At 42.8% G+C, this 25,210-nt stretch carries 23 protein-coding genes; 5 read left to right on the forward strand and 18 right to left on the reverse strand.

Annotated features, from left to right (window positions below; translation table 11 throughout):
• Positions 1-214: 214 nt before the first annotated feature.
• The 4 genes from ACYVLS_RS11555 to ACYVLS_RS11570 form a co-directional block, all read right to left on the reverse strand.
• Complete coding sequence (locus ACYVLS_RS11555) at positions 215-1,384, reverse strand: hydroxymethylglutaryl-CoA synthase (RefSeq protein WP_460324692.1); 1,170 nt, start codon at positions 1,382-1,384, stop codon at positions 215-217.
• 93 nt (positions 1,385-1,477) lie between these two features.
• Positions 1,478-1,690, reverse strand: coding sequence for a hypothetical protein (locus ACYVLS_RS11560; protein ID WP_460324694.1), 213 nt, complete (start codon positions 1,688-1,690; stop codon positions 1,478-1,480).
• 22 nt (positions 1,691-1,712) lie between these two features.
• Positions 1,713-2,621, reverse strand: a complete 909-nt coding sequence (locus ACYVLS_RS11565; protein ID WP_460324696.1) for an NADP-dependent oxidoreductase — start codon at positions 2,619-2,621, stop codon at positions 1,713-1,715.
• A 422-nt stretch (positions 2,622-3,043) separates the two neighbouring features.
• Entirely contained in the window at positions 3,044-3,682 is a 639-nt protein-coding gene (locus ACYVLS_RS11570) for a phosphoribosyltransferase (RefSeq protein WP_460324698.1), read from the reverse strand.
• 185 nt (positions 3,683-3,867) lie between these two features.
• Between ACYVLS_RS11570 and ACYVLS_RS11575 the strand changes: the two genes are divergently transcribed.
• Positions 3,868-4,263, forward strand: a complete 396-nt coding sequence (locus ACYVLS_RS11575; protein WP_460324700.1) for a YtxH domain-containing protein — start codon at positions 3,868-3,870, stop codon at positions 4,261-4,263.
• 237 nt (positions 4,264-4,500) lie between these two features.
• Complete coding sequence (gene wrbA / locus ACYVLS_RS11580) at positions 4,501-5,109, forward strand: NAD(P)H:quinone oxidoreductase type IV (RefSeq protein WP_460324702.1); 609 nt, start codon at positions 4,501-4,503, stop codon at positions 5,107-5,109.
• A gap of 453 nt (positions 5,110-5,562) precedes the next feature.
• Here the strand turns inward: wrbA and ACYVLS_RS11585 are convergent, their stop codons facing one another.
• The 11 genes from ACYVLS_RS11585 to mnmE all read right to left on the reverse strand — a co-directional run bounded on the left by ACYVLS_RS11585 (position 5,563) and on the right by mnmE (position 18,658).
• Positions 5,563-6,414, reverse strand: a complete 852-nt coding sequence (locus ACYVLS_RS11585; RefSeq protein ID WP_460324704.1) for a helix-turn-helix domain-containing protein — start codon at positions 6,412-6,414, stop codon at positions 5,563-5,565.
• Between the two features lie 292 nt (positions 6,415-6,706).
• Positions 6,707-7,381 (reverse strand): phosphate signaling complex protein PhoU, encoded by a 675-nt coding sequence (gene phoU, locus ACYVLS_RS11590; protein ID WP_460324706.1) that lies wholly within the window; start codon positions 7,379-7,381, stop codon positions 6,707-6,709.
• A 27-nt stretch (positions 7,382-7,408) separates the two neighbouring features.
• On the reverse strand, positions 7,409-8,167 hold the full coding sequence (gene pstB, locus ACYVLS_RS11595) for a phosphate ABC transporter ATP-binding protein PstB (protein ID WP_460324708.1): 759 nt from the start codon (positions 8,165-8,167) through the stop codon (positions 7,409-7,411).
• 1 nt (position 8,168) lies between these two features.
• Positions 8,169-8,984, reverse strand: coding sequence for a phosphate ABC transporter permease PstA (gene pstA / locus ACYVLS_RS11600; protein WP_460324710.1), 816 nt, complete (start codon positions 8,982-8,984; stop codon positions 8,169-8,171).
• Between the two features lie 3 nt (positions 8,985-8,987).
• Complete coding sequence (gene pstC / locus ACYVLS_RS11605; protein ID WP_460324746.1) at positions 8,988-9,809, reverse strand: phosphate ABC transporter permease subunit PstC; 822 nt, start codon at positions 9,807-9,809, stop codon at positions 8,988-8,990.
• A 218-nt stretch (positions 9,810-10,027) separates the two neighbouring features.
• On the reverse strand, positions 10,028-10,927 hold the full coding sequence (locus tag ACYVLS_RS11610) for a substrate-binding domain-containing protein (protein ID WP_460324712.1): 900 nt from the start codon (positions 10,925-10,927) through the stop codon (positions 10,028-10,030).
• Between the two features lie 165 nt (positions 10,928-11,092).
• The gene (gene pnpS / locus ACYVLS_RS11615; RefSeq protein WP_460324714.1) at positions 11,093-12,871 is read right to left on the reverse strand and encodes a two-component system histidine kinase PnpS; all 1,779 of its coding nucleotides are present in this window, start codon (positions 12,869-12,871) and stop codon (positions 11,093-11,095) included.
• Entirely contained in the window at positions 12,868-13,578 is a 711-nt protein-coding gene (locus ACYVLS_RS11620) for a response regulator (protein WP_460324716.1), read from the reverse strand. The genes pnpS and ACYVLS_RS11620 overlap by 4 nt, the downstream gene beginning before the upstream one ends.
• 43 nt (positions 13,579-13,621) lie before the next feature.
• Entirely contained in the window at positions 13,622-14,692 is a 1,071-nt protein-coding gene (locus tag ACYVLS_RS11625) for a mechanosensitive ion channel family protein (protein WP_460324718.1), read from the reverse strand.
• Between the two features lie 626 nt (positions 14,693-15,318).
• Positions 15,319-17,214 (reverse strand): tRNA uridine-5-carboxymethylaminomethyl(34) synthesis enzyme MnmG, encoded by a 1,896-nt coding sequence (gene mnmG / locus ACYVLS_RS11630; RefSeq protein ID WP_460324720.1) that lies wholly within the window; start codon positions 17,212-17,214, stop codon positions 15,319-15,321.
• A gap of 55 nt (positions 17,215-17,269) precedes the next feature.
• Positions 17,270-18,658 carry a tRNA uridine-5-carboxymethylaminomethyl(34) synthesis GTPase MnmE gene (mnmE, locus tag ACYVLS_RS11635; protein ID WP_460324722.1) on the reverse strand — a complete coding sequence of 463 codons (1,389 nt, stop codon included), beginning with the start codon at positions 18,656-18,658 and terminating at the stop codon, positions 17,270-17,272.
• Positions 18,659-19,004: 346 nt separating this feature from the next.
• Between mnmE and aac(6') the strand changes: the two genes are divergently transcribed.
• Positions 19,005-19,445, forward strand: coding sequence for an aminoglycoside 6'-N-acetyltransferase (aac(6'), locus tag ACYVLS_RS11640; RefSeq protein WP_460324724.1), 441 nt, complete (start codon positions 19,005-19,007; stop codon positions 19,443-19,445).
• A 197-nt stretch (positions 19,446-19,642) separates the two neighbouring features.
• Positions 19,643-20,863 (forward strand): polysaccharide deacetylase family protein, encoded by a 1,221-nt coding sequence (locus ACYVLS_RS11645; protein ID WP_460324726.1) that lies wholly within the window; start codon positions 19,643-19,645, stop codon positions 20,861-20,863.
• Between the two features lie 97 nt (positions 20,864-20,960).
• Here the strand turns inward: ACYVLS_RS11645 and ACYVLS_RS11650 are convergent, their stop codons facing one another.
• Positions 20,961-22,076, reverse strand: coding sequence for a hypothetical protein (locus ACYVLS_RS11650; RefSeq protein WP_460324728.1), 1,116 nt, complete (start codon positions 22,074-22,076; stop codon positions 20,961-20,963).
• Positions 22,077-22,224: 148 nt separating this feature from the next.
• Between ACYVLS_RS11650 and treR the strand changes: the two genes are divergently transcribed.
• Positions 22,225-22,950, forward strand: a complete 726-nt coding sequence (gene treR / locus ACYVLS_RS11655; RefSeq protein WP_460324730.1) for a trehalose operon repressor — start codon at positions 22,225-22,227, stop codon at positions 22,948-22,950.
• A 76-nt stretch (positions 22,951-23,026) separates the two neighbouring features.
• Here treR and ACYVLS_RS11660 read toward each other — a convergent pair whose 3' ends face one another.
• A complete protein-coding gene (locus ACYVLS_RS11660) occupies positions 23,027-23,995 on the reverse strand; it encodes a sensor domain-containing diguanylate cyclase (protein WP_460324732.1) in 969 nt (322 codons plus the stop codon).
• Between the two features lie 12 nt (positions 23,996-24,007).
• Positions 24,008-24,817, reverse strand: a complete 810-nt coding sequence (locus ACYVLS_RS11665; RefSeq protein WP_460324734.1) for an alpha/beta fold hydrolase — start codon at positions 24,815-24,817, stop codon at positions 24,008-24,010.
• Positions 24,818-25,210 lie beyond the last annotated feature (393 nt).

The following is a 25,210-nucleotide window of genomic DNA, read 5'->3' on the forward strand; positions in this document are numbered from 1 at the left end:
TCGAGTGGAGAATATTCTTTTCCATATCTATATTTTACCCCATCTATATTTTACCCCATCTATTCTTAAAGATAAAACGTTAACCAACTGTGTCATACCAGCCTTTATTTTATAATCCCTTATACTAGAACAAAAAAGGCACCAGCAGCTGCTGATACCTTTTATTTAATATTAAGCTACAGTGTTGCCTCGTCAATGTTTCAGGATTTGGTGCTTACTTTATCGTGTAATTTCTTACATTACCTTGAATGGATGCAAGATACGCTTTACCGACATTGACCTGTTCATTGTCAATTTCAATATCGTTACCGTCTTTAGGCAGTGACTGCTCCATAATTGTTTCATATTCTTCAATCGCCAGTTCACGGCGGTCATCCAGTACACTTTCGTGTGCTTCTTTTTTCAGGTGCTTTTTGTAGTCAGACTTCAACACACCGCTAAAGAACTCCCCGACTGCGCCTGATCCGTAGCTGAACAAACCGATACGAGCATCTTCCTTAAACTCAGGTGCTTGTTCCAATAATGACAATAGGCTTAAATAGAGCGAGCCTGTGTAGACATTACCGACCTGTTTGTTGTAAAAGATAGAACTGTGGTAAGAATCCATGAAACGCTTTGTTTCACTTTCGTCCACTTTTTCAGTAATCGCCTGTATCGCTTTTTTACCCATTTTAGTATAGGGAAGGTGGAAGCAAAGTGCTTCAAAATCGCTTAAATCACGCTGCGTTTTTTTGCTATAAGCAGCCCAGACATCTTTCAACATCCCCAAGTAAGCTTCATTGGAGAACTTGCCGTCGACAACAGGAACGTCGGAGTGAAGCGGACGCCAGAAATCGGATATATTGCGTGTCAAAGAAGCACTGTCATTATCCAGTGACAAAATTCTCGGGTTTTGGGAAATGACCATAGCAACGGCCCCTGCACCCTGGGTCGGTTCCCCACCTGAATTCAAACCATACTTAGCGATATCAGCCCCCAGTACCAGCACTTTACTATCCGGATTTAACGCTACATGTCCCATCGCCATTTTAATTCCGGCAGTTGCACCGTAGCAGGCATGCTTTAACTCAATACAACGAGCTTCATTCTGGATACCAGTTAAGTGGTGCACCCAGACTGCTCCGGATTTCGAATGATCCACACCTGATTCTGAACCGAACAGTACAAAATCAATTTTTTCTCTGTCTTCATTATCTAATATTGAAAGAGCGGCATTGGCTGCTAGACTCACTGAATCATGATATAAAGGAGCAACGGCCATCTTTTCCTGACCGATACCAATCGTATATTTAGCCGGGTCTACCCCTCTGACCTCCGCCAATTTTTCCATATCTACGTACACATTCGGGGTATAAAACCCTATTTTATCAATTCCTATGTCCAATCGATTGACCTCCTATGTTACTTTCTCACTTTTTATATTCTTCATCAGTATAGACGCTGATGTTTAAAATTTATTTAAGAAACCTTAATTTAATTAAAAATAGATGCCGCAGTCACTGCAGTATGGGCTATCTGAGCGTTTAATTTTTTTATTGCAGTTCGGACAGCGAACGGTTTCATCTTCTGTCTTGCCCAGCGAGCCAAACCCCCGGGAAAACACCTGACTAATTCTCGTTAATGACTCAGTCTGATAGATATATGAGAGATACAGCATCAAACCTAATAGTAACAGTAAAAAGATAATCACAGTTGGCATCTCCTACCATGCTTTACTTGAATTTAATAATCAGCTTTCCTCTAGCCCGTCCGCTTTCACTTACTTTATGGGCTTCTCTAACCTCTTCTTCTTTAAAAGCAAACACTTGTGAAATAACCGGCTGAATCAGTGAGTCGCTCAGCCAATTGTTCAATTCTTCGAGGCCCTCCTTAGTTGGTCTGAATGAAAAATACTTAGCATCTACCTGTTTATAATCCAAATCAGCATCCGGTTCTTCAGCGATGGAAATTAATCGGCCCTTATCTTTTAAAACACAGAAGCTATTTTTCTGAACCTGTCCGCCAACTGTATCAAAGACAACATCCATGTCACTTAGTATCTCTTCAAATTTTTCTTCTTTATAGTTGATTGGTTTATCTACGCCCAATTTTTTCAGCAGATTCTGATTTTCACCATTTGCCGTTGAAGCAACCCAGGCTCCTTTATGTTTGGCAATCTGTACAGCGATGCTGCCAACCCCTCCGGAACCTCCATGTATCAACACACGCTCACCCGACTGGACTTTTGCCTGTTTGACAATCGCTTCATAGGCCGTCTGTCCAGCTAATGGCAGTGCTGCTGCTGTTTCAAAATCAATTGCATTACTCAGTTTCACCGCTCTGTCGGGATTCACCGATACGATTTCAGCATACGTTTTAGCGGCATTGGCCATTACCCTGTCACCAATGTCGAAACCGGTGACCTCTTCTCCTAAATCAATAACGACACCAGCAACATCTCCTCCAACAATCATCGGTACTTTCCCACCGAAAGACCCTTTTCGACGCTTAATGTCTACTGGATTGACACTGGTTGCATGCTGTTCGACTAGCATACGGTTCGGTTTGAGTTCAGGCTTGTCTACTTCTTTCATTTTTAGTTGTTCCACTCCACCAAACTCTTCAATTACAATCGCTTTCACTCGAGTCTCCTCCTTTTGATTATTCCCTTTCATCTTAGCATATAGTCTGTAGGTTTTCGGAGCGAGATGCCTTAGTAATGCGCCGTGTTTACATACTGTTGATGAATCAAGTTCATTTTTTTATCAGACTGTGCAGTTTGGATTGACTGAGGAACTCTAAACTCCATTTTTCAGCAAATAAATGCAGTTTAGTTTTCTGAACTGCACACTTATACGACTTTTAAGCAAAACTGTGGAGTTCGTTCATTTAAAAGTGGCTGTACTTCACTTGGCGTTTAGTTTAGAACAATTCTTCGCGGTGAACTGCACTCATTGATAGAACATGGTGAGTTTAATGACTTATGGCACGCTAGGGGGCTCTTTATAAACAAAAACGTCGCAGGCAGTTTAAATTCTACCCGCGACGAATCATTTAAAAAGTATTAAGTTTGATTAGCACTAGCTTCTAGGATGCGCATCACTTCACGGTCTGCCACTTGATCAAAGTTTTCGTAGTACGCACCAACGGCTCCTAGGAAATTTTCCGGTACGTCTACAGCAATAACTTCATCAGCAAGCTTAAGCAGTTCATGGTACGTGTCCTTAGGAATAATTGGAACAGCAACCGTTATATGAGCTGCTTTTTGCTGCCTGACCGCTTCGATAGCGGCTTTCATAGTCATTCCCGTTGCAATGCCGTCATCCACTAAAATAACTGAACGGTTTCTCAAATCTATTTTTTTCGAAACTTTTCCGTAAGATTTTCGCCTGTCATTGATTTGTTGTCTTATCCGTTCAATTTCTTGAGTGAGCCATTCTTGATCTACCTGTTTTTTCTGATAGGCATGCACTATCGGCTCCCCATCTTCGGCAACTGCGCCGATGGCAAACTCCGGGTAAAGCGGATGGCCGATTTTTTTCGATAGGATAACGTCTAACGCTAGCTTGTAGGTTCGAGCAATTTCCATTCCTAAAGGGACGCCTCCCCTGGGAAGTGCCAGGACAATTGGGTCATTCTGACTTGCCGATTCAAGCCTTTCCGACAACTGTTTCGCTGCATCCAGACGATCTGTAAACTGCATAACACTGTCCTCCCTTCAACTTCATCCAGTCTGTCTATTAAGGTAATTATACCATGCCAACCGACTATTTATTATTAAGACCCATCGGAGGAAGTTCATACAATAAGCGTAAATCGTTTAATTTATGTAGAGTTTAAGCTATAATAATGACAAGCATGAACACAATTTGTTAGGAGGAAATTATAATGTCATTTATTAAAGGTATTTTACTTGGAGCTGCACTGGGTTTATTGTTCGCTCCTAAAAGCGGTAAAGAAACACGTGACGATCTCGCCATGAAATTTGATGAATCTAAACGTTCAGCGGGAGAATACGCTGATAAAGCTAAGGTGAAGTCAGAAGAAATGTATCAGACTACCGGTGAAGCAACAGAAAACATCAAGCTGACGTTGTCAAAAACAGCTCAAGAACTTCGCAATCAGCTTCATCACGCTTCAGAAGAAATCAAGAAAGAAGCTAAAGAACTGAGAGATGAAGTGAGAGAAACAGCTGAAGATGCAGCAATTGACGTTGCAGCAGAAGTGGAAGATGCTTCTCACAAACTAAAAGAAGAAGAAAAAGATACTAATCCAGCACTGTAAAACAAGTAAAAAGCGGAGCGCCTCAATGGCGTTCCGCTTTTTATTATTCAATTTTTTTCTGTAGTTGGTCATTCCATTTGCATATCACATCTTTCTGTTCATGCGTCTGATAAGCTGAATCCGAGTAAGTACTCCTATCAGTTGACATGTAAAATTATTTCAGGTACTATGAATTTGTAAGTATTTCGAATTAGAGATACTGTTCGATTAAATTAAAGAAAAAGGAGATTTTATTCTATGTCATTAAAATTGTCAATTATCTATTACAGTTCAACAGGTACGAACTATCAAATGTCTCAGTGGGCGAAAGCAGCTGCAGAAGCAGAGGGCGCTGAAGTACGTCTTGTAAAAGTTCAGGAACTGGCTCCAGAAGAAGCCATTGCGTCAAACCCAGCCTGGAAAGAACACTACGAAGCAACAAAAGATGTGCCTGAAGCTTCTTCAGATGATATTACTTGGGCAGATGCCATTCTTTTCAGTATACCGTCCCGTTTTGGTACCATGCCGGCTCAAATGAAACAGTATCTGGATTCTCAAGGCGGCCTGTGGGCGAGTGGGCAGACTGTCAACAAGGTTGTCAGTGCTATGTCTTCAGCTCAAAATCCACACGGCGGACAGGAAGCAACCATTCTTTCCTTATATACATCCATGATGCACTGGGGTACCATTATTGCCACTCCTGGATATACTGATCCGGTTCTATTCGGAGCAGGCGGAAACCCTTATGGTACATCCGTTTCAGTCACTCAAGACGGCGAAATGGTCGAAGATGTCAAAGGATCTGTTGAACATCAAGTTAAGCGCACACTGGATATTACTGGTCGAATTGTAAACGGAGAACAGTAAGAAAACCAAAAAATTTCAAAAAGCCACGCGAAGGTCAGCATTTATAGCTGCGCTCCGCGTGGCTTTTTTACGTTAAGTCAATGATAGTGACCAGTTCCCTGCTGTATCCGCTTAGAACTGGCGTCAATACTGCTTTTGTGACTGTTTCCTAGGATAAATGATAGAGAAGTGGTCTCAATAACACTTTTGAGACCACTTCTACTTATTCTTAAAATTTAACTGGCATCAAAACAGCTTTTGAAACCAGTTCCTGTCGAAATTCTATATGAACAGGTCACTAAACCTCTATTGGAGCGAGTTAACAACCTGATTCTCCGGGAAGTTGCTTAAAAATCGATATTGAAGCAACTTCTAAGGTACAATCCTGTCTGAACTGGTCACAAAGCAGTCAGCCTCTTTAGTCAGATACCATTTTTTCACTAGTGTAAAAAACAGCTGATTCATTCAGCTGTTTTATCTGACTTTTTCCATTTCTTCCAAAGACATTTTCGTAATCAGTAAGTACTTTTCATTTTGCTGTATCTCAAAAATGGTTTGGGCTTTTTTATAGGCTTCTTTCGCATCTTCATACTGCTTCAGCATTTCCAGACAGCGTGCTTTGTAGTAGAAAAAGTCTCCCAGAAGAAATAGGGTATCTTTTTCAATCAGCAGCTCCAGACCCTGCATGACTTTATCCAGACACTCCCCGTATTTGTCTTCTCTGAAAAGGCAGATTGAATAATTCAGTAGAAGCTTGGCTTTTTTCTCATGATTCATCCATTCGGCAAAGGAGTCGAATCCTTTTTGATAATAGGCTTCCGCTTTCTCATACTCTTTCTTCCTTAAATACTGATTACCAATACTGTCAATGACCTCTACTCGCAGTTCACCGTTTTTGACATTGGCTTCCATCTTAATCAGATAGTCCAGCGCCTTATCGTTGTCCCCGTCACGGTAGGCATAAAGTAAGCCGTGAATCCATTTGAAGAAATCTCTATCCTCCCCGACAGATTTTTCAATCAATTCTTCATTGGTTTCAATGAGATAGGATACAGACTCGTATTCTCGTCTAATTAAATGCTGGCGAATTATTTTGCATAACTGAGCCGTTTTTGAGTAGCGGCTTTCAATCGAATCTTCCCCATAAAAATAATGAATCGATACTTCCAGACGCTCGGCTACTTTTTCCATTAAATCACGACTCGGTCTGACTTTCTTTTTTTCAATCCGGCTGATCATCGCTTGCGTACAGATACCATCTGCCAGCTCAGCCTGAGTCATTTTTATTTCCTTCCTTCTGAGCTTTATCTTCTCCCCTATTTTCATGCGCGCAACCCTCTCATTATATTACAATTATAATATTAGTTATATTAAAATAGTATACACAAAATCTCATTGTATTACTAGAGAAAATTGAAGAATTCTTCTCAACGTTTTAGGGCCGAGCCGTGTGTATAACTGCTCGTTTATTGGGCAGTTACTTTAATTGTTCATCACTAATCCTCTGATTTATTTTATCATATCCATTTATTTCCTATGTATAACTATTTTATTATGACAAGAGAAACATGAGAATAAAAAAGAATGACTCATAGAATTACGAGCCATTCCTGTATATTTATTCTTCATAATTATGGTGCGTATTCAGTTCCTGAATCACACCCGTTTCAAAGTAAAGTATCCACTCTGATATATTCGTGATATAGTCGCCCATTCGTTCAATATAAGTGCTCACCAGAATATAATCAGTCGCGCCAAGCACAAGGTCCGGATCTCTTCTCATTTCATCTATACTAGCTTTTTTTATCTCATCAGCGAGATGGTCAATGGCTTCATCTTTTTCAGCGATATTGAGGGCCTTGGTGCTGTCATACTCAATATAGGCATCAATAATTTCCTGCCCCATTACTTTTATTTTCTCACCAGCTAGAGATATTTTATCCTCAATTTCTTTGTTTCGCTTATTGCCTTTTACACGAATCGTTGATTTTGAAATACTAACCGCGTGGTCGCCCATTCTTTCTAAATCAGCTGAGGCTTTCATGACTGTGATAATTTTTCTCAAGTCGGCAGTGACGGGTTGCTGCAGGGCGATGAGTTCAATACAGTCCTGCTCCAGCTGATGCTCTAACTCATTTATCTTTCTATCCTCTTCAATTACAAGCTTAGCCAACTCTTTGTCGTGATTGGTAAAGGCTTTGATTGACTTGTAGATTGCTTCGTTTACACGGTTGCCCATCTGGAAAAACTGACTATGCAGTTTGTTGAGTTCTTCTTCGTACACTCTTCTCATGTTCTTTTCTCCTTTGATTTCTGTCGTTTATCCGAAGCGTCCGGAAATGTAGTTTTCAGTCTGTTCTTCTTTAGGATTCGTAAACAGCTGACGGGTCAGGTCCTGTTCAATGATATCACCATTCAGGAAAAAAGCAGTCCGGTCAGATATTCGGGAAGCCTGCTGCATGTTGTGTGTAACCATGACGATGGTATAGTCTTTTTTCAATTCCATAACCAGTTCTTCGATTTTGGCAGTTGAAATAGGATCCAAAGCGCTGGTCGGCTCATCCATTAAAAGAACATCCGGCTCTACAGCGAGTGCCCTTGCAATACAGATACGCTGCTGCTGTCCACCGGAAATCGATAAAGCATTACGGTCGAGATGATCTTTAACCTCATCCCAAATAGCTGCCTGACGCAGACTTTTTTCTACAATCTCGTCAAGCTCACTCTTTTTCTTAATGCCATGAGTTCTTGGTCCAAATGCAATGTTGTCATAGATACTTTTCGGAAAAGGATTCGGCTGCTGGAAAACCATGCCTACACGTTTTCTCAAATCATTCAATTCTACTTTTTTACTGTAGACATCTTTTCCATCGAGCTCCACTGTCCCTTCAATTCGGCAGTTTTCAACTAAATCATTCATTCTGTTCAATGTTTTAATTAGTGTTGATTTACCGCAGCCGGACGGGCCGATGAAAGCTGTAATTTCGTTTTCGTAAATATCCAGATCCACTCCATGCAAGGCTTCAAATTTGCCGTACCATAACTTCAGATCTCTCACTTTAATTTTTTGATTCACCATACTATTTTCCTCCTTTAGCCAGACGCTTGCTGACTAGTGTAGACAGGGCATTCATAACCAGGACAAAGACGAGCAGTACGACAGCTGTCGCATAAGCTTCGTTAACGTGACGCCCTTCCTGAGACAGGATATACATGTGCAGAGATAAGGTTCTGCCTGAAGCAAACAGGCTGCCTGGTAAATTTGTAGCTGTTCCCAGAGTAAACATCAATGCAGCTGTTTCTCCAATAATGCGACCAGTTGCTAATATAACACCTGATAGAATACCAGGCATTGCCACAGGAAGCACCACTTTAAACAGGGTTCTAAGTTTACCGGCTCCTAAAGCATAACTTGCTTGTCTGATTGGCATGCCTGTAGCTATCAGTGCTTCTTCCGTCGAACGGATAATAACCGGCAAGGACATGATAGTCACCGTCAAAATTCCGGCTAACAATGAAAACTGGAACTCCAAGAAAATAACAAAGAAAAGCATGCCGAATAAGCCGTAAATAATAGATGGAATACCCGCTAGCGTATCGGTAGCCATACCGATAGCCTTGACAATCGGGTTTTTTCGGTTGGCATAATCTACCAGGTAAAAACCGGTGAACACCCCAATTGGCGTGGCGATAAGCAAGGTCCCGGCAACAACCATCAATGTCGTCATGAGTGCAGGCATCATCGATACATTACTTGTGCTGTAGTTCCATGCAAAAAGAGACGGCGTCAGAAAACGGACACCATTAATAAGAATATAAATGACCAGATATCCCAGCATTCCGAATGTAAATGCAGCTGAAAGATAAACCAGGATTTTCATCAGTTTGCTTGTCATGACTTATTTCGCCTCCTTGTTTTTCATTATCAGAAATGTTGTATTAATAATCATGATGAAGATGAAGAGCACGACGCCTGTTGCTACCAGTGCATCTCTATGTTGACCGGAGGCATACGCCATTTCCATAACAATATTGGTTGTCAGTGTACGTACACCTTCTGTTAGGCCTCTTGGCATCAGCGGCTGATTTCCTGCTACCATGACCACAGCCATTGTTTCACCAATAGCTCGACCTACGCCTAGAACGATACTGGAAAAAATACCCGATTTTGCCGCCGGAACCAGAACGGAAAAGATGCTGCGTTCCGGGCTGGCGCCCAAAGCAATGCTTCCTGAAAAGTAAGAGCGGGGGACGGAGCGAATCGCTGCTTCTGAAAGTGAAATGACCGTCGGTAAAATCATGATGGCCAGCAGTAGGATGGCTGCGAGCATACTGTTTCCTGGGCCGCCGAATAATTGACGGATTTGAGGAACAATGATTCTCAGTGCAAAAAAACCATAAACGATTGAGGGAATGCCCGCCATCAGATTGACAGCTGGTTTCAAAAATTCATACAGCCATTTAGGGCAAAATTCAGCCATGAATATGGCTGTCATTACTCCAATCGGCACACCGATACTGACGGCCCCTATCGTCACCAGAATGGAGCCTGTAATCATTGGCAAAAGCCCAAATGTCGTCTGATTCCAGGTCTGTCCAAAAATAAAGTCTGTCAGTCCGTATTCAAACATCATTGGCAAACCATTCGTAAAGATAAAGATCACAATCAAAATAAGTGAAAAAATAGAGGTGAAGGCTGCTAAAAGGAACACACCATGCATGATTTTTTCAATTAAATTGCCTTTGTGAGCTTTTTTAAAGGGAGGACGCCGATGAGCTTCTTTAATCGTCCCTTGTCTGAGGTTATCCATAATAAAAATCCTTTCATATGTGTATACAGTACAAGAGGGCTTCAGAGTAGACTCGCTGTCCGCTCTGTACGCCCCCTTTCACTTTTCTCGATTTAGTTCAGCCTTCACGCTTTCAGATAGCTGATTTCTTAGTTATCCAGCAATTCGTCCCACGTGTTGACGTCGCCTCTAAAGATATCGGCAACTTGATCCATCGTTACACCTTCCAGTGGATTATCCGGGTGAACCACCACTGCAATGCCATCAAGAGCTACGGGTCTTGCTTCTGTAACTTGACCAATTTCATCGTCATTCAAATCTCTAGATGCCATACCAATATCTGATGTTGCCTCAATTGCTGATGTCACACCTGCACCAGAACCTGTTGAGTGTACAGCAATCTGAACATCTGAATGGATTTCCATATATGCTTCTGCAATGGCTTCAACAACTGGGTAAACCGAAGTTGAACCGTTAACGTCGATGGAACCGCTCAAGTCCAGATCCTGCCCTTCGTATGCCGGCGCATCGGTATCTGCCATAATGTAACCCACTTCTTCAACGATAGCTTGTCCTTCTGCAGAAAACATGAATGTCCAGAAATCATCAGCTGTCTCGCTCAACTCTTCTCCGATAATAACATTGAAGTTTCGAGCGATTTCATAGTCGCCGTCCAGAATGTTTTCTTCTGTCGCGTCCACATCGTCTACTGGAACTGCTCGTAAAGAGTCGTCAACTGCTCCGATGGATGTATAGCCAATCGCATACAAGTCGTCTGCCACAGTACTGTTAACTGCATTGGTTCCTTGCTGAGCTGTCGCACCTGGATCAATCAAATCGTTATCACCATCAACGAGACCAGTCATTTCAGCGAAAGCATCTCGCGTACCTGATCCCATTTCACGTGTTACAACGTGTACATTGCTGCTTGAATCGAAGTCCCCACTCGATTCACCGTTTTGTGCTCCTTCAGATTCAGTATCCGCACACGCAATTAGGGTTGTTGCAGCTAGTCCAATAACAGAAAGCATTTTTAGATTTCTTTTCATAATAGTCTCCCTTTTAACATAAGTTTTTTATCTCCTGTTCACAATCCCTATATTACTCTGTGTCTTTGTATTTCATATCGATTTATTGTGTACTTTATGTAAGGGAATGTAAATTTTATGTAAAAAAGACCGCCCCATCAGATATTAACCTGACGAGCGGTCTATTCAGTCTTCCTTACGCAGTGGGAGCCATACAGTAAAGGTGCTCCCCTTATTTTCTTCACTTTCCAGAGTAATGCGTCCATTATTATTTTCAACGAGCCATTTGACAATCGCCAGTCCCAGTCCAGTCCCTCCGGCATTTCGGCTTCTGGCTTTATCCACGCGGTAAAAGCGCTCAAATATTCGAGCCTGACTCTCTTTCGGTATGCCAACACCCGTATCACTAACAACTAGGACTGCTTCATTATCCGTTTCTTTAAGCGTCACTGTTATCTTACCGCCGTCCGGTGTATAAGCGATTGCGTTTCCTATCAGATTAAGGCAAACTTGCTTAAACTGGTCCCGATCGACTTCCAATGTAACGGGGAACTCTTCCACCAGTTCAAAGGTCTGATTTTTCAAGTCCATTTTCTGGTGCACAATCTTCAGTACTTCTTCAACAACCTCTGACGCACGAACTGTCTGAATTACCGCATGTACTTTGTGGTTTTCCAGTTTTGACAGCTGCAGGATATCCTGAACCATCAAGTCCAGTCGCGTTGATTCTTTGTAAATAATTTCAAGAAAGTCAACGAGTGTCTCTTCATCTTTCAGCGCACCGTCCAGCAGCGTCTCCGCAAATCCCTTGACTGCAGTAATCGGTGTGCGCAGTTCATGGGATACGTTCGCCACGAAATCTGTTCTTACTTTTTCCAATCGACGTATTTCGGTAATATCATAGAGTAAAACAATATGATTAAAATTCTCTTTTTGTTGATTGAATACCGGGACGACGTTCGCATCAACAATCTTCTCTTTCGGATAGAACAGTTCAGTTTCCTGATTCTGTATGGTTTTTTCTGCTCTCGTCTTTTCAATTAATTCGACCAAAGTCGTACTGTGAAGGGCCTCATCAAAGGGTTCACCGATTTTGCTGTGTAAATCTTCTCCAAGCACTTCATTCATGACCGGGTTCACCATCGTGATGAGTCCTTCATTGTCCACCACCATGACGCCTATAATTAAATGATTAATGAGTTCTCTCAGTCGCGTCTGGTTTTCATTAATCTCCTGCATCTGCTGATCCAGATTAATGGCCAGCAAATTGATGGATTGTCCTAAATCATCTATTTCGCCATAAGAACTCCCAGTGTAGCGGCTGGAATAATTCTGGTCACTGAGCTTCTCTGTTACCCGTTTCATTTTTTCGATCGGGTCACTTATTTTTTTTGTCCAGTAATTGGTGAATAAAAGAGCCACTAGAATAGAAATCAGCATAAATACAGTCACCACTTGAATCATCTGTTCGGTAAGGCCAGCCATCTCCTCCACATTTTTGGACAGACGAAGAAAGCCTAGCAGTTCTCCCGAATCATCCGTGATTGCCGTTGCTGCATAATACAGTACTTCTCCCGTACTTTCGCTGGTCCGATCATAGGTACCGACGACAGACTCACCTTGAATAATCTGCTGAATTTCCGGCCGGTTTAAATGGTTTTCCAAGTTGCCCTCTTCGGCACGCGTGTCATAGGTCACTTCTCCATCCGGTGTGATAAAAGTAATCCGTTCGCTAATGACTGCGGCCGTTTGAGACAACTGTTCAGAGACTGCAGCTATATCCGTTTCGAACTCGTTTATGTCCAGCAGACTGCTTAACGTCAATAGTTGAGACTGTAAATCCTCCCCCTGCTGTTCGATAGCTTGTCTCTCCAGAATAGTTGAAAACAGAAAGAGAAACAGAAGCGTGAAAAGAACGAGAACAAGGGTAAAAAATCCCAGGATTTTCATTCTTAATTGTTTCATTTTGGCTCCTCTAGCTTGTAGCCGAATCCTCTTGCCGTTTTTAAATAAACTGGTTTTTTAGGATTGTCTTCGATTTTCTCTCGTAAATGACTGATATGCATATCAACAATGCGTGTTTCTCCTGTAAAATCAAAGTCCCATACAGCCTGGAGGAGTTGTTCTCTATTCAGTATGCGGCCTTTGTGACGGGCCAGATACAAGAGCAGTTCAAATTCTTTAGGTGTCACCTCTTGCTGCACATTTTTAACGCTGACAGTATACAGGCTCGGTGAAATGACAATATCCCCTATAATAATCTGTTCATTTGATTCTTGTTCTGCTTGTGCTTGATCTGAAGTGTTTTTTTCAACGCGTCTGAGTATGGCCTTCATTCGTGCCACAACTTCTCTCGGGCTGAAGGGCTTCGTAATATAGTCATCTGCTCCAATTTCAAGACCCACTATCTTATCTATTTCCGAGTCTTTAGCAGTCAGCATGATGATCGGGCAGTCAACTTTTTCTCTTCTCAACTCTCTGCATATGTCCATGCCATCCATTCCAGGAAGCATCAGATCCAGAAGAATCATGTCAAAAGGCTCGCCGAGTGCCATGTCGTATCCTTCTCTCCCGTCAGTAGCAGTAGAGACCTGATACCCTTCCTTTTCCAGATTATACTTCAACAAGGTTAATATGGACTGCTCATCTTCTACTATGAGTACTTTTTTCATTTCAGAACCTCTTTCTATATTTTACATATCTGATTGATACATTCTATTTAATGAGAATATCCCGCTGCGGGAAAGGAATTTCGATGTTATTCTCTTCAAACTTCTCAACGATTTTAAAACGCAGATCACTCGGAATTCTGAATTCCCGTTCTTCTGTCTGGGTATCAATCCAGAACCAGACGGTAAAATCGAGCGAGGAGTCGCCGAACTCTTCAAAAAAAACACGCGGGCTCGGATCATCAAGTATATTCTGCCATTTTTCTTCCCGGAGTTCCAGTACCGATTCTTTCAAGAGTGTTTTAACGCGGTTCACATCACTGCCGTATGCCACCCCAACTTGGACAGTTAGCCTTAAGCGGGTATCTGCATACGATCGATTCAAAAATTTTTCTTCAAGAAAATAAGAATTTGGAATAATCATCCGCTCGTGCACGCGTGTTCTCACAACTGTCGCCCGCATTTTAATTTCTTCAACGTCCGCTATGGTTCCATCGATAATGATTCGGTCACCTGCTTTAATCGGTCGTTCAAAAAGAATAATCAGACCCGAGATGAAGTTCGACATAATATTCTGAAGTCCGAATCCAATCCCGACACCCAGCACACTGGCAAATACCATCAGGCTCGTTAAATCAAAGCCAACAGAAGAAACAGCAATCAGTACCGCTATCGTTACAATCAGATAATGGAAAAAGGTGTTCATCGAGTTCTGTACGCCCCGGTCAAGGCCATATTTGTCATATACTGTCGGTAATATATACTGCCTCACCGCATTTGAGAGTTTTACCGCCAGAATAAGCGAGAATATAACCGCAAAAATCAGAAAAATAGTAATATCCGTGTCTCCAAATGTGAACAGTGTCCGGTATATCAGGCCTGTTCGGGAAAAATAAGAGAAGGAGTAAACAGTTATAATGAAAATCGTCAGCCAGTTGATGACAGTAGCCAGAAACAGTTCTGTCCGTTCATTGGCTGTCACTTTTTTTAAGGCTTTCTGTAAGCCTGCTCTGAGGGCAAGAATAATAATAAAGCCCACTATCGCTCCCACCCAGAAGCTTATGCCGTAATTATCCAGTTTGGCCAGCCAGTCCGCTATTCTTTCTACTACTATCAAGTCTCCTTTTCAGCACATCATTTCATTTATACTACCAAATATAGCACTATTTACCTAGCACCTCTAGTCAGCGGGCTATATTAGTGAGCGTTTTGGGAGCGCAGAGAGCAAAACTACTGCCTTGATTCAGTGGTTTTGCTTGAAATGGAGAGGCTTCGGTGGACTCGCTTGCTTACTGACTGTCAGTATACCGAAGTAGGCGGTTTTTCGGTTAACTCGACTGAGTTTGAGCCTTCACTTTGCCGAAGTCGCCTGCTCTTAGACGTACTCATTGCCTGGCACCAACTCAGTTTACCGAAGTCGCCCTTATATTGGTAAACTCAGTCCAGAAATGTTTTGACTTTACCGAAGTCCAGCAAAGTTCGGCAAACTGACCGAAAATTTACTCTCCAGTTTACTCAACCCCTTCCTACTTCAGCAGACTACGGAAAATACTTCATCTCAGTTAACCGAAGCGGGTACTCTTTCAGTTAACTCATGCGACTCAAGCGCTCGAGTATGCCACACAAGACCACATAAGTCAAATTTCCGTCCCCAGTCTCTTTACAAAACGAAAAAACACATGCACCCACAAATCAGCAGTGGTCTGCGATTCGAGTGGACATGTGTTTTTCCCCGATCATTTTTTAAGAGGCGTTAACTTTTTGAATATCGCCTTGCTCGACATAAACCATCAAGATAGACACATCGGAAGGATTCACGCCACTGATTCGGCTGGCCTGAGCAATTGTTTCAGGCTGAATCTTCGTCAGTTTCTCACGGGCTTCCGTAGCAATGCCGTTGATGGCAGAGTAATCAATGCCTTCGGGAATGCGTTTGTTTTCCATTCGCTTCACTTTATCAGCTTTGCGGATGGCTTTGGAAATGTACCCTTCATACTGAATGAAAATTTCCACCTGTTCCTTGACCGCTTTTGGCAGCGGTTGTTCTGTCGGAGCAAATAACGTAATGTCATCATACTTAACGTAAGGACGCTTCAGGAAGTCATAGGCCAGCATACCGTCTCTCAGTTCAGGTTCGCCTTTTTCCTCCAGATAGTCTTTGACATCACTTGGTTTCAGACGAATCTGCTTCAGTCTTTCCAGTTCGTTTTCAACCAGTTCTTTTTTCAATAGGAAGGCGTCATAACGCTCTTTTGAAAGGAGACCCAGTTCAAAACCTTTTTCTGTGAGTCTGAAGTCTGCGTTGTCATGACGGAGAAGCAGACGGTATTCTGCACGGGAAGTCAGCAGACGGTAAGGTTCGTTGGTTCCTTTCGTGACAAGGTCGTCAACCATGACACCAATGTACGCTTCGTTACGCTTCGGTACATAAGCCTCTTCGCCTTTTACCAGACGCGCGGCGTTAATACCGGCAATCAGCCCCTGGCCGCCAGCTTCTTCATAGCCGGAGGTCCCGTTCATCTGACCCGCAGTGAAAAGGCCGCTCACTTTTTTCGTTTCAAGAGACGGACGCAGCTGGTAAGGTTTCACTACATCATACTCGATAGCATAACCCGTACGCATCATCTGTGCATTTTCCAGTCCTTCAACGGAACGCAGAACACTCAACTGAACATCTTCCGGTAAAGATGAAGACAAGCCTTGAACGTAAATTTCATCCGTATTGGCGCCTTCCGGTTCCAGAAACAGCTGGTGACGCGGTTTGTCACTGAAACGCACAACTTTATCCTCAATGGACGGGCAGTAGCGTGCACCGACCCCTTCCACAATCCCCGTAAACATAGGGGCACGGTGAAGATTTTCGCGGATAATGTCGTGAGAAATGTTGCTGGTATAGGTCAGCCAGCAGGAAACCTGTTCCTCAATATAATCTTCATCCGGGGTTTCAAAGCTGAAATGATTGGGTGCTTCGTCGCCCGGCTGCTCTTCTGTGACCGAGTAGTCAATTGAATTTTTATGCACTCTCGGTGGCGTTCCCGTTTTAAAGCGGTCCAGTTCAAATCCTAACTCGAGCAGACTTTCGGATAATTTAATGGACGGCTGAGTATTGTTCGGTCCAGACGAATACTTCAGTTCACCAATAATAATTTCACCACGAGAAGACGTGCCGGCAGTCAAAATAACGGCCTTTGAACGGTAAATCGCTCCGGTATTGGTCACGACTCCTTTGATTTCTCCGTCTTCAACAATCAGGTCATCCACGATGCCTTGTTTCAAATCCAGATTCGGTGTCTGTTCAATCGTCTTTTTCATTTCATTGGAATATAAATGCTTGTCAGCCTGAGCTCTCAATGCTCTGACAGCCGGTCCTTTGGCTGTGTTCAGCATGCGCATTTGAATGTAGGTCTTGTCAATGTTGCGGCCCATTTCGCCGCCCAAAGCATCGATTTCTCTGACAACAATTCCTTTGGCCGGTCCGCCGATAGACGGGTTACACGGCATGTGGGCAATCATGTCCAGGTTGATGGTAACCAAAAGGGTCTGTGCTCCCATTCTTGCTGAGGCCAAAGCAGCTTCAGAACCGGCATGGCCCGCTCCGACTACGACAACATCATAATTTCCAGCTTCATACGTTTGCATGGCATTAGTCCTTTCTAGTCTCTTAAACAATTTAATTAGTTTTTAGTATATTCTGTTATTTTCCTAAGCAGAACTGACTGAACAACTGCGTAATCAGCTCGTCCTGAACGCTGTCCCCGGTGATTTCACCCAGTAAATCCCAGGCCCGAGTCATATCTATCTGAACCAGATCAACCGGCATACCGGCTTCGATGCCGTCAATGACGTCATTAAAGGCTTCAATGGTTTCATTTAATAACGCAATGTGGCGAATGTTCGATACATAGGTCGCATCTTTTTCACCCGTGTTGCCGGCAAAGAACATGTCAGCAATCTTGCCTTCCAGTTCGGTCAAGCCCGCCTGTGTCACAATCGATGTGTAGACGATGCTTGCCGGGTCAACCAGTGTTTTCAGTTTCGATAAATCCAACTTGTTTTCCAGATCCATTTTATTAAGGATAATGATACGGTTATGGCCTTCTGTCGCTTCCAGCAAAAGCCTGTCTTCATCGGTCAGCGGTTCGCTCTGGTTAAAGACCAGTAAAATCAGATCCGCTTCGCTCAAGGCTTTACGGCTGCGCTCCACACCGATGCGTTCGACAATATCTTCGGTCTCGCGAATACCGGCTGTATCAATCAGTCTTAACGGGACACCTTTGACGCTGACATACTCTTCAATAACGTCACGTGTCGTACCGGCAATTTCAGTGACAATCGCTTTCTCTTCTTTTAACATTCTATTCAGTAAACTTGATTTTCCAACATTTGGGCGGCCAATGATAGCTGTAGCCAGTCCCTCACGCAAAATTTTCCCCTGACTCGCTGTTTCAAGCAAGGCTTCAACCTGCGCTTTCACCTGTTCAGCCTTTTCAACTAACAGACGGGAGGTCATTTCTTCGACGTCATCGTATTCCGGGTAATCAATATTTACTTCGACCTGGGCCAGTGTGTTGAGTATTTCCTGTCGCAAATTTCTAATCAGGCGAGACAGATTGCCGTCCAGCTGAGTGACTGCCATATGCATCGCCTTGTCGGTCTTGGCACGGATAACGTCCATCACGGCTTCTGCCTGAGACAAGTCAATCCGTCCGTTCAAAAAGGCCCGTTTGGTGAATTCTCCCGGTTCAGCCAGGCGAGCGCCATTATGCAGGACAGCTTCCAGAACCTTGTTGACGGAGACTATTCCGCCGTGTGAATTGATTTCAACCACATCTTCACGGGTATAGGTCTTCGGTGCGCGCATAATGGAGACCATCACTTCATCAATCTGTTCATCGGTTCTCGGATTGACCACGCGCCCGTAATGAAGCGTATGGGTGGGCTGGTCACTTATTTTTTTGGATCCCAGTTTGTACACTCGGTCTGCAATCTCCAGCGCTTCATCGCCGCTGATGCGCACAATGCCAATCCCGCCTTCTCCAGGTGGGGTAGAAATTGCTGCAATTGTATCAAATTCTATAGCCATCGTTTTGGTTCCCCCTATTTTTTTCCACAAAAAAAGTGCCCGGTCCACTCCAATTTAGCATACACTGCTGCCCTGGGCGGAAAAGCACTTTCACTACTTTACCTTGAATACATCACTTTTATTTGTTTCGTCACGTTAAATCATATAAGGTATGACGCCATTTGTCAACTTTTTTACTTATTTTTTATTAGTATGTTGTGAACAGAATTTTACAGCTCTACGCCCTTACTCCTTGATTGAAAAAATATAGCACTTTCAGTTTGAATGAGTAAGCGTTTTAGCTGAAGATATGGTAAACTAATTTAAATAACTAGTGTATTTATCCATTACTGTAGGGGGCAATCCAATGCATAAAATTTTAAAGGCGAGCGACATACATATTCAAACCATCACGCAACTTGCTCTGCTGCTCTGGCCAGGTGAAGATTACGATACCATGGAACGAGAATTCACACGTTATCAGGAAGACAGTACGGCTGAACTCTTTATCTGCGAAGTGGACAGTCAGGTCGTCGGCTTTGCTCATGTGCAACTCCGATACGATTATGTAGAGGGAACTGTATCCACCCCTGTCGGCTATCTGGAAGGTATTTATGTTAAGGAGACTTACCGTAAAAAAGGAATTGCCAGAAAGCTCGTGGCTGTCTGCGAAGACTGGGCCCGTTTTATGAATGCCTCCGAGTTTGCCAGTGATGTCGAACTGACCAACGAGACAAGCGCCCATTTTCATGAACATGTTGGCTTCGAGGAAGTTAACCGTATCATCTGCTATGCAAAAAAATTATAAATTAACCGACGGATTATCCGGATGTTACATCTAAACGGTGTAACATTTTTTTGTTTTCTGTCACTTTTAAAGTATCATTGCGTGATTTTAAGTCTATTTAGGATTATAATTAAAGTAAGATAAAGACAGTCTCATCCGTTTTTTCCTATGTCGCAATAAGGTTTGCCGTCTTATGTGTCAGAAAAGAGGTGAGAAAAATGAACACAAAATATTTGCGGTCAATAGCCTTAAAAACAGTTCTCGTCCTTTTAGGATTCTTTCTCAGTCTCTCCTTAGCACTTCCAGCAGCAGCTGCACCCGCTCAGACCATTACTAGAGGAAACACCACTGAAAAAGTTGTTGCCTTGACCTTTGATGACGGCTCTGATGGCACAAACATTAACCGTATTCTTCAAGTTTTAGCCAACCACAACGTAAAAGCTACTTTCTTCCTCACAGGAACAGGCGTCAACAATCACCCGCAAGCCATCCGCAACATTGCCAACCAGGGCCACCAGGTCGCTAACCACTCTTACAACCACCCGGATTTTACTAAAATTTCAGCAACCGAAATGAGATCACAGCTGCAGCGCACAGAAGACATTATCCGAAACGTTACAGGCAGAACCACCAAACCGTTCTTCCGACCTCCGTTTGGAGCCTATAATTCAACAGTCAATCAAGTTGTCGGAGATGCCGGCTACCGTTACAATGTCATGTGGACCATCGATACCATTGACTGGACAGGAAACTCTTCTACAGACATTATTAACCGAGTCATGAGCAGAATCACTCCAGGTGCCATCATTCTGATGCACACAGGAGCAGGTGCTCCAGGTACCCCAGTCGCTCTTCCGACCATCATTACCCGTCTGAAAGGCCAAGGTTACCGCTTTGTTACGATGTCTCAGATGATGAATCTGCCGTCTACCCCAAGTGGCCAGACTTATACAGTCAGATCCGGTGATACACTTTACTCTATTGCACTCCGTTACAACACCACAGTTGCCCGTCTCGTTTCTCTCAATAACATTTCCAATCCGAACCTCATTCGTGTCGGTCAAGTCCTGATTGTTTCCAGTAGCGGAGGAACAGTTACTCCACCACCTCCATCTACCAGCACAACCTATACCGTGCGTTCCGGTGATACACTTTATTCAATTGCCCGTCGTTACAACACCACAGTTGCCCGTCTCGTTTCTCTCAATAACATTTCCAACCCGAACCTCATTCGTGTCGGCCAAGTACTCATCGTATCCACCAGCGGCGGTACGACAACTCCTCCACCTTCCAGCACTACAACTTACACCGTACGTTCCGGCGATACACTTTACTCAATTGCCCGTCGTTATAACACCACAGTCGCCCGTTTAGTCTCTGTCAATAACATTTCCAATCCGAACCTCATTCGTGTCGGCCAAGTTCTGACCATCAGATAAGTTTTGAACAAAGGTATTCAGCTTCTTGATACAGAAAAGACCAGCTTGAGTCGATTCAGCCCCGTAGTACTTGGACAGCTGAATGACGCGAGCTGGTCTATTTTAGTTCGGTTTCTTTAATAACTATGTCAAGCAGTTGACGATTAACTGCCCGGTCTGCGTGAAAAGGCAATTTATCCAGGTACTCTTCTGCTTTATTAAAATAAACTTTTGCTTCATTCCGGTCATTAGAGACATAATAAGCGACCACACATCTCAAGCGGAAGACATCAGCTTGATTTAATTTCAAATGTTCTTTAAACGTTTGTTCAGAAAGAATCCGACTAACTTCATTCGGTTTCCCTCTATCCAGCATTATAAGGCAGAATAAATACTCTCGGATTACTTCCATCCGGTAAGGGACAATTATTTGGAGCCTTAAATCGTACAAATCACTCAGTTCGGAAAAGGCCGCATTTAAATCGCCTTTTTCTAACAACGCATGAATTTCCACTAACTTAGTATAAATATTGAACTGTTCTGTCACCGGCTGATTGACGTTCATGATTTTATCTTCAGTTACTACGTCTGAATACACTTTTTCATAACGGATAAAATCACCATTCCATCTCAGCTGCTGGAAAAACTGTTCCTGAGCCGTTTCGCTTTTCAATAGCTTACTTAATATTTTCCCGTCATTATAGCCTATAGGAATGCCATTCGTTACCGCAGCGACCAGGCCAATCAAGGAAAATAAAATAAAGTAGCGTGTCGGAAATAAAACATATGCACTCAGACCAGCAGTGGACGCCAGCAGATTGCCCAGTACACCACCGGACAAGTACAGTCGAAAGGGTTTAATGACCGTGTCAGGTGGATACATCAAACACTGACCAAGCGTTCCACTCATTCTGTAGGTAATGAGTTTGAACCGCTGATTTTCTTTAATCAGACCAAATCGACCCATTCGAAACAAGAGAAAAGTATAGCCGGACAGCAAACCGGCAAGAAGGTGTCCGCCTTCATGTATCAATATATGACTGTAGAAAAACAGACTACTGGCTGTAATTAAAAGGGTACTTATGAAAAAAACGGATCCCCAGCCTACTGTCTCTTGTGCTGCAGAAAAATCCTGTGCAATAGCTACAATTGTCCAGAGAATAGCTGCAAATAAAGCTATAATCAGACCAATGCCGATGAAACGGATAAGGGATTGCTTGCTTTTACTGTTCATAATGAGCTCCCGGATAAACAATTTATTTTAATCCTAACTTAATCTAAATAATAAGCAAGGGATTTATGGTATTATGTTTGAGATGCTTATTATTTTCAGATAAAATGAAGAACGCTAGACAGAATGACAATGAAAAGGAATGGAAGACATGAGTAGATTTCAGGATATTTTTTTGGACATCGAATCCGATATTTTAAATCAGAAATACAAAGCGGGAGAACTTCTCCCTAGTGAAAATCAGCTGTCCAAAAAGTACAATGTTTCACGCGAAACAATTCGAAAAGCCCTAGTTCTCTTGCTTGAAAGTGGTTACATACAGAAAAAACAAGGTAAAGGATCGATTGTTCTGGATGTGAAACGATTCAATTTTCCGATCTCCGGCCTGACTAGCTACAAGGAACTTCAGGATGCACAGAACATTTCAAGTGAAACCCTGTTAGTCAAAAATAAAGTCATGACCATACCGGAACACATTGCTGATTTTCTAAAGGTTTCTAAGGATACGGAAGTACACTGTATCATTCGTGCCCGCAAAGTAGACGGAGAAGTTGTGATTCTCGACAAAGATTACCTGTTCACTTCTGTCATAAAGGAAGTGCCTGATTCAGAAGCCCAGCACTCGCTTTACCACTATATTGAAAACAAACTGAATCTGATCATCGGTTTTGCTAGAAAAGAGTTTATAGTTGAACCGGCTACTCAAGAAGACAGAGAACTGATGACCCTTCACGGAGATACACACGTAGTCGTCACCCGAAGTGAAGTCCATTTGGAAGACGCCACCTTATTCCAGTACACAGAATCCCGTCACCGTCTAGACAAGTTTCGATTTGTCGAATTCGCCAGACGCCGAGGGCCCATTTCCTACAACTAACCATTTAAAAATAAACACTAAAAAAGGATTACAAAGAGGGACAGTAGCGGAAAAAATCTGCTACTGCCCCTTTATTTTATTTTTTTGAAGATTCTATTGAAGAATAACTCTCAGAAGCTATCTCCTCTTCACAAATCACTCTGTCACGCCCCGTATTTTTAGCTTTATAAAGAGCCATATCTGCCCCGGCCACAATATCTGTGACTGACCGTGAAGGAGCTGCTTCACTAATCCCCATACTGATGGTAATGGCTACCCCATCCCAAGTCTGCTGTTTTACATGTTTACAGAACTGATTTGCCAGTTTGTATGCGTTATGCTGATTATAGCCAGGAAAGAGAATTATAAATTCTTCACCTCCGAAGCGAGCTAGTGTGCACTCTGAGTCAAAAAAATCAGTCATTTCATTAGCCAGACCAATCAGCACCTGATCTCCTGTGAGGTGTCCATAACGGTCATTCACTTGTTTAAAATGATCCACATCAAGAATGCATATAGAAAATAGCTGGTTAACTTTCTCAAATTCCTCGTGCAGCTGTGTCAATTTTTTCAGAAACATTCTCCTGTTGTATAAAGACGTCAGAGAATCCCGTTCTGCATGGTATTTCAGCCGTTTATTCATCGTCAGTAATTCTTCATGCAGACGCGTTTTTTCTTTTACTGTTTCTTCAAGCTTCTTATTAATTGTCCGAATCTCTTTTGTGTATTCTGCACGCTGCGCTACGGGAATGATATAACAGTATATTGCTTCATCCGACTCAACGACTTCGGCATTAAACATGACCGGTCTGGCTTCCTCAAACTTAGTCTTGAAGGATAAGTAAACTTCCTGTACTTCTTTTTCCATCATAAGCTTCGGGTAAAGCATGGAATTAAAGAAGAACCTGACACCGCTGTCCATTACTTTTTCAATGTGGCTGCCTTCGAGTTCATTTGCTGAATAGCCTACCAGATCGCTAAAGCGCTTATTGACTTGCTTAATTTCTCCCTCTAAGTTAATGGTGACAAGAGGAAGCATTGCCAGCATCCATCTTTCATCCTTCATCTTAATGTGCCCCTATCTGAGGCTCCGCTTAATCACATCTGCCGTTTCAGCTGGATTGCTTAACTGAGGATAATGCCCTTTTGAAGACAGGATATGCAGGGAGCTGTTTTTTATTTCGTTATCCATATACTCGGCTACTTCTATCGGTACAAAGCTGTCATCTGAGCACTGCAGAATAAGAGTGTCTACTGTGACTTCTTTAAGTATAGCACGGTAGTCGCCCATTAGAGTCATCTGAAGCAACTGATACGTTACCTTGTGATCACTGGCAAGTAAACTGGACTCGACATATTTCATGCTGCTTTCGCTGACAGCAGGCGGAACAGCAATGGATGAGAGGTAGCTGGCCCAGCCCACATAATTCACTTCCATCATCTCAAGAATAGTATCGACGTCCTCTTGATTGAAGCCGCCATAATAGTCAGGCAAATCATTAATATACCTTGGTGAAGCCCCTATCAGCACTACTTGTTTAACCAAATCAGGTCTATGGTTAGCTAGCATTAAGGCTATCATGCCTCCGAGAGAATGGCCGATTACGGTAGTTTCTTCGACATCAAGCACATCCAGAACTTCACTGATGTCTTCCACGTGACTTTTTAAGGACTGATAGCGCTGCTCATCATAGGCTTCCATATCCGACTCCCCCGAACCGACAAGATCTAACAGAATTAGAGTATGGGTCGCTTCAAAAGCAGGCGTAATCCATTGCCACGCCTTCTGACTCGATGCGAAGCCATGAATAAACACAAGAGTTTTCTCCCCAGACCCTTTTATGGTCACATTATGCCGTTTTTTTACATCCCCATTAATAATAATCACTCTTTCCTCTAACAATCTGCCGTTAGCTTATATACCGAATTCTTTGCAAGCCAATGATCAATCTCATTCCTTTTAATCATACCATTACTTTGTTAGGGATTACAGCCTGGACTGAATATGTCTACCTTTCCCTCAGTCAGGAGGAGTATTTTGTAAAGCGACTACTTTACCGGTTTGAGTCACTTGGTTCAGTTCTATTTGACACAAGTTTTCCCGTTAAAAGGAAAAACTTGTACCGATTAGCGGTTAATCGACAGGAGTACTTATAAAAATGGTAAAAACATATACCGAATAATGCTATTCGAGAGGAGTTTAGTCACTAAACGAGCAAACTTGTGCCGAAAAGCACTTAATCGAGACAAGTTATAGCGGTACTTTCTCTTTTAGGGTCAA

Source organism: Alkalibacterium psychrotolerans (assembly GCF_054784355.1).

Coding starts and splice junctions, on each gene's coding strand:
- phoU (WP_460324706.1), bottom strand. CDS start 7,381: ATGAGAAGAGTGTACGAAGAAGAACTCAACAAACTGCATAGTCAGTTT.
- pstA (WP_460324710.1), bottom strand. CDS start 8,984: ATGACAAGCAAACTGATGAAAATCCTGGTTTATCTTTCAGCTGCATTT.
- pstC (WP_460324746.1), bottom strand. CDS start 9,809: ATGCATGGTGTGTTCCTTTTAGCAGCCTTCACCTCTATTTTTTCACTT.
- mnmE (WP_460324722.1), bottom strand. CDS start 18,658: ATGGCTATAGAATTTGATACAATTGCAGCAATTTCTACCCCACCTGGA.
- mnmG (WP_460324720.1), bottom strand. CDS start 17,214: ATGCAAACGTATGAAGCTGGAAATTATGATGTTGTCGTAGTCGGAGCG.
- ACYVLS_RS11660 (WP_460324732.1), bottom strand. CDS start 23,995: ATGAAGGATGAAAGATGGATGCTGGCAATGCTTCCTCTTGTCACCATT.
- ACYVLS_RS11610 (WP_460324712.1), bottom strand. CDS start 10,927: ATGAAAAGAAATCTAAAAATGCTTTCTGTTATTGGACTAGCTGCAACA.
- ACYVLS_RS11645 (WP_460324726.1), top strand. CDS start 19,643: ATGAACACAAAATATTTGCGGTCAATAGCCTTAAAAACAGTTCTCGTC.
- ACYVLS_RS11585 (WP_460324704.1), bottom strand. CDS start 6,414: ATGAAAATAGGGGAGAAGATAAAGCTCAGAAGGAAGGAAATAAAAATG.
- pnpS (WP_460324714.1), bottom strand. CDS start 12,871: ATGAAACAATTAAGAATGAAAATCCTGGGATTTTTTACCCTTGTTCTC.
- ACYVLS_RS11650 (WP_460324728.1), bottom strand. CDS start 22,076: ATGAACAGTAAAAGCAAGCAATCCCTTATCCGTTTCATCGGCATTGGT.
- ACYVLS_RS11570 (WP_460324698.1), bottom strand. CDS start 3,682: ATGCAGTTTACAGATCGTCTGGATGCAGCGAAACAGTTGTCGGAAAGG.
- wrbA (WP_460324702.1), top strand. CDS start 4,501: ATGTCATTAAAATTGTCAATTATCTATTACAGTTCAACAGGTACGAAC.
- treR (WP_460324730.1), top strand. CDS start 22,225: ATGAGTAGATTTCAGGATATTTTTTTGGACATCGAATCCGATATTTTA.
- ACYVLS_RS11575 (WP_460324700.1), top strand. CDS start 3,868: ATGTCATTTATTAAAGGTATTTTACTTGGAGCTGCACTGGGTTTATTG.
- ACYVLS_RS11620 (WP_460324716.1), bottom strand. CDS start 13,578: ATGAAAAAAGTACTCATAGTAGAAGATGAGCAGTCCATATTAACCTTG.
- pstB (WP_460324708.1), bottom strand. CDS start 8,167: ATGGTGAATCAAAAAATTAAAGTGAGAGATCTGAAGTTATGGTACGGC.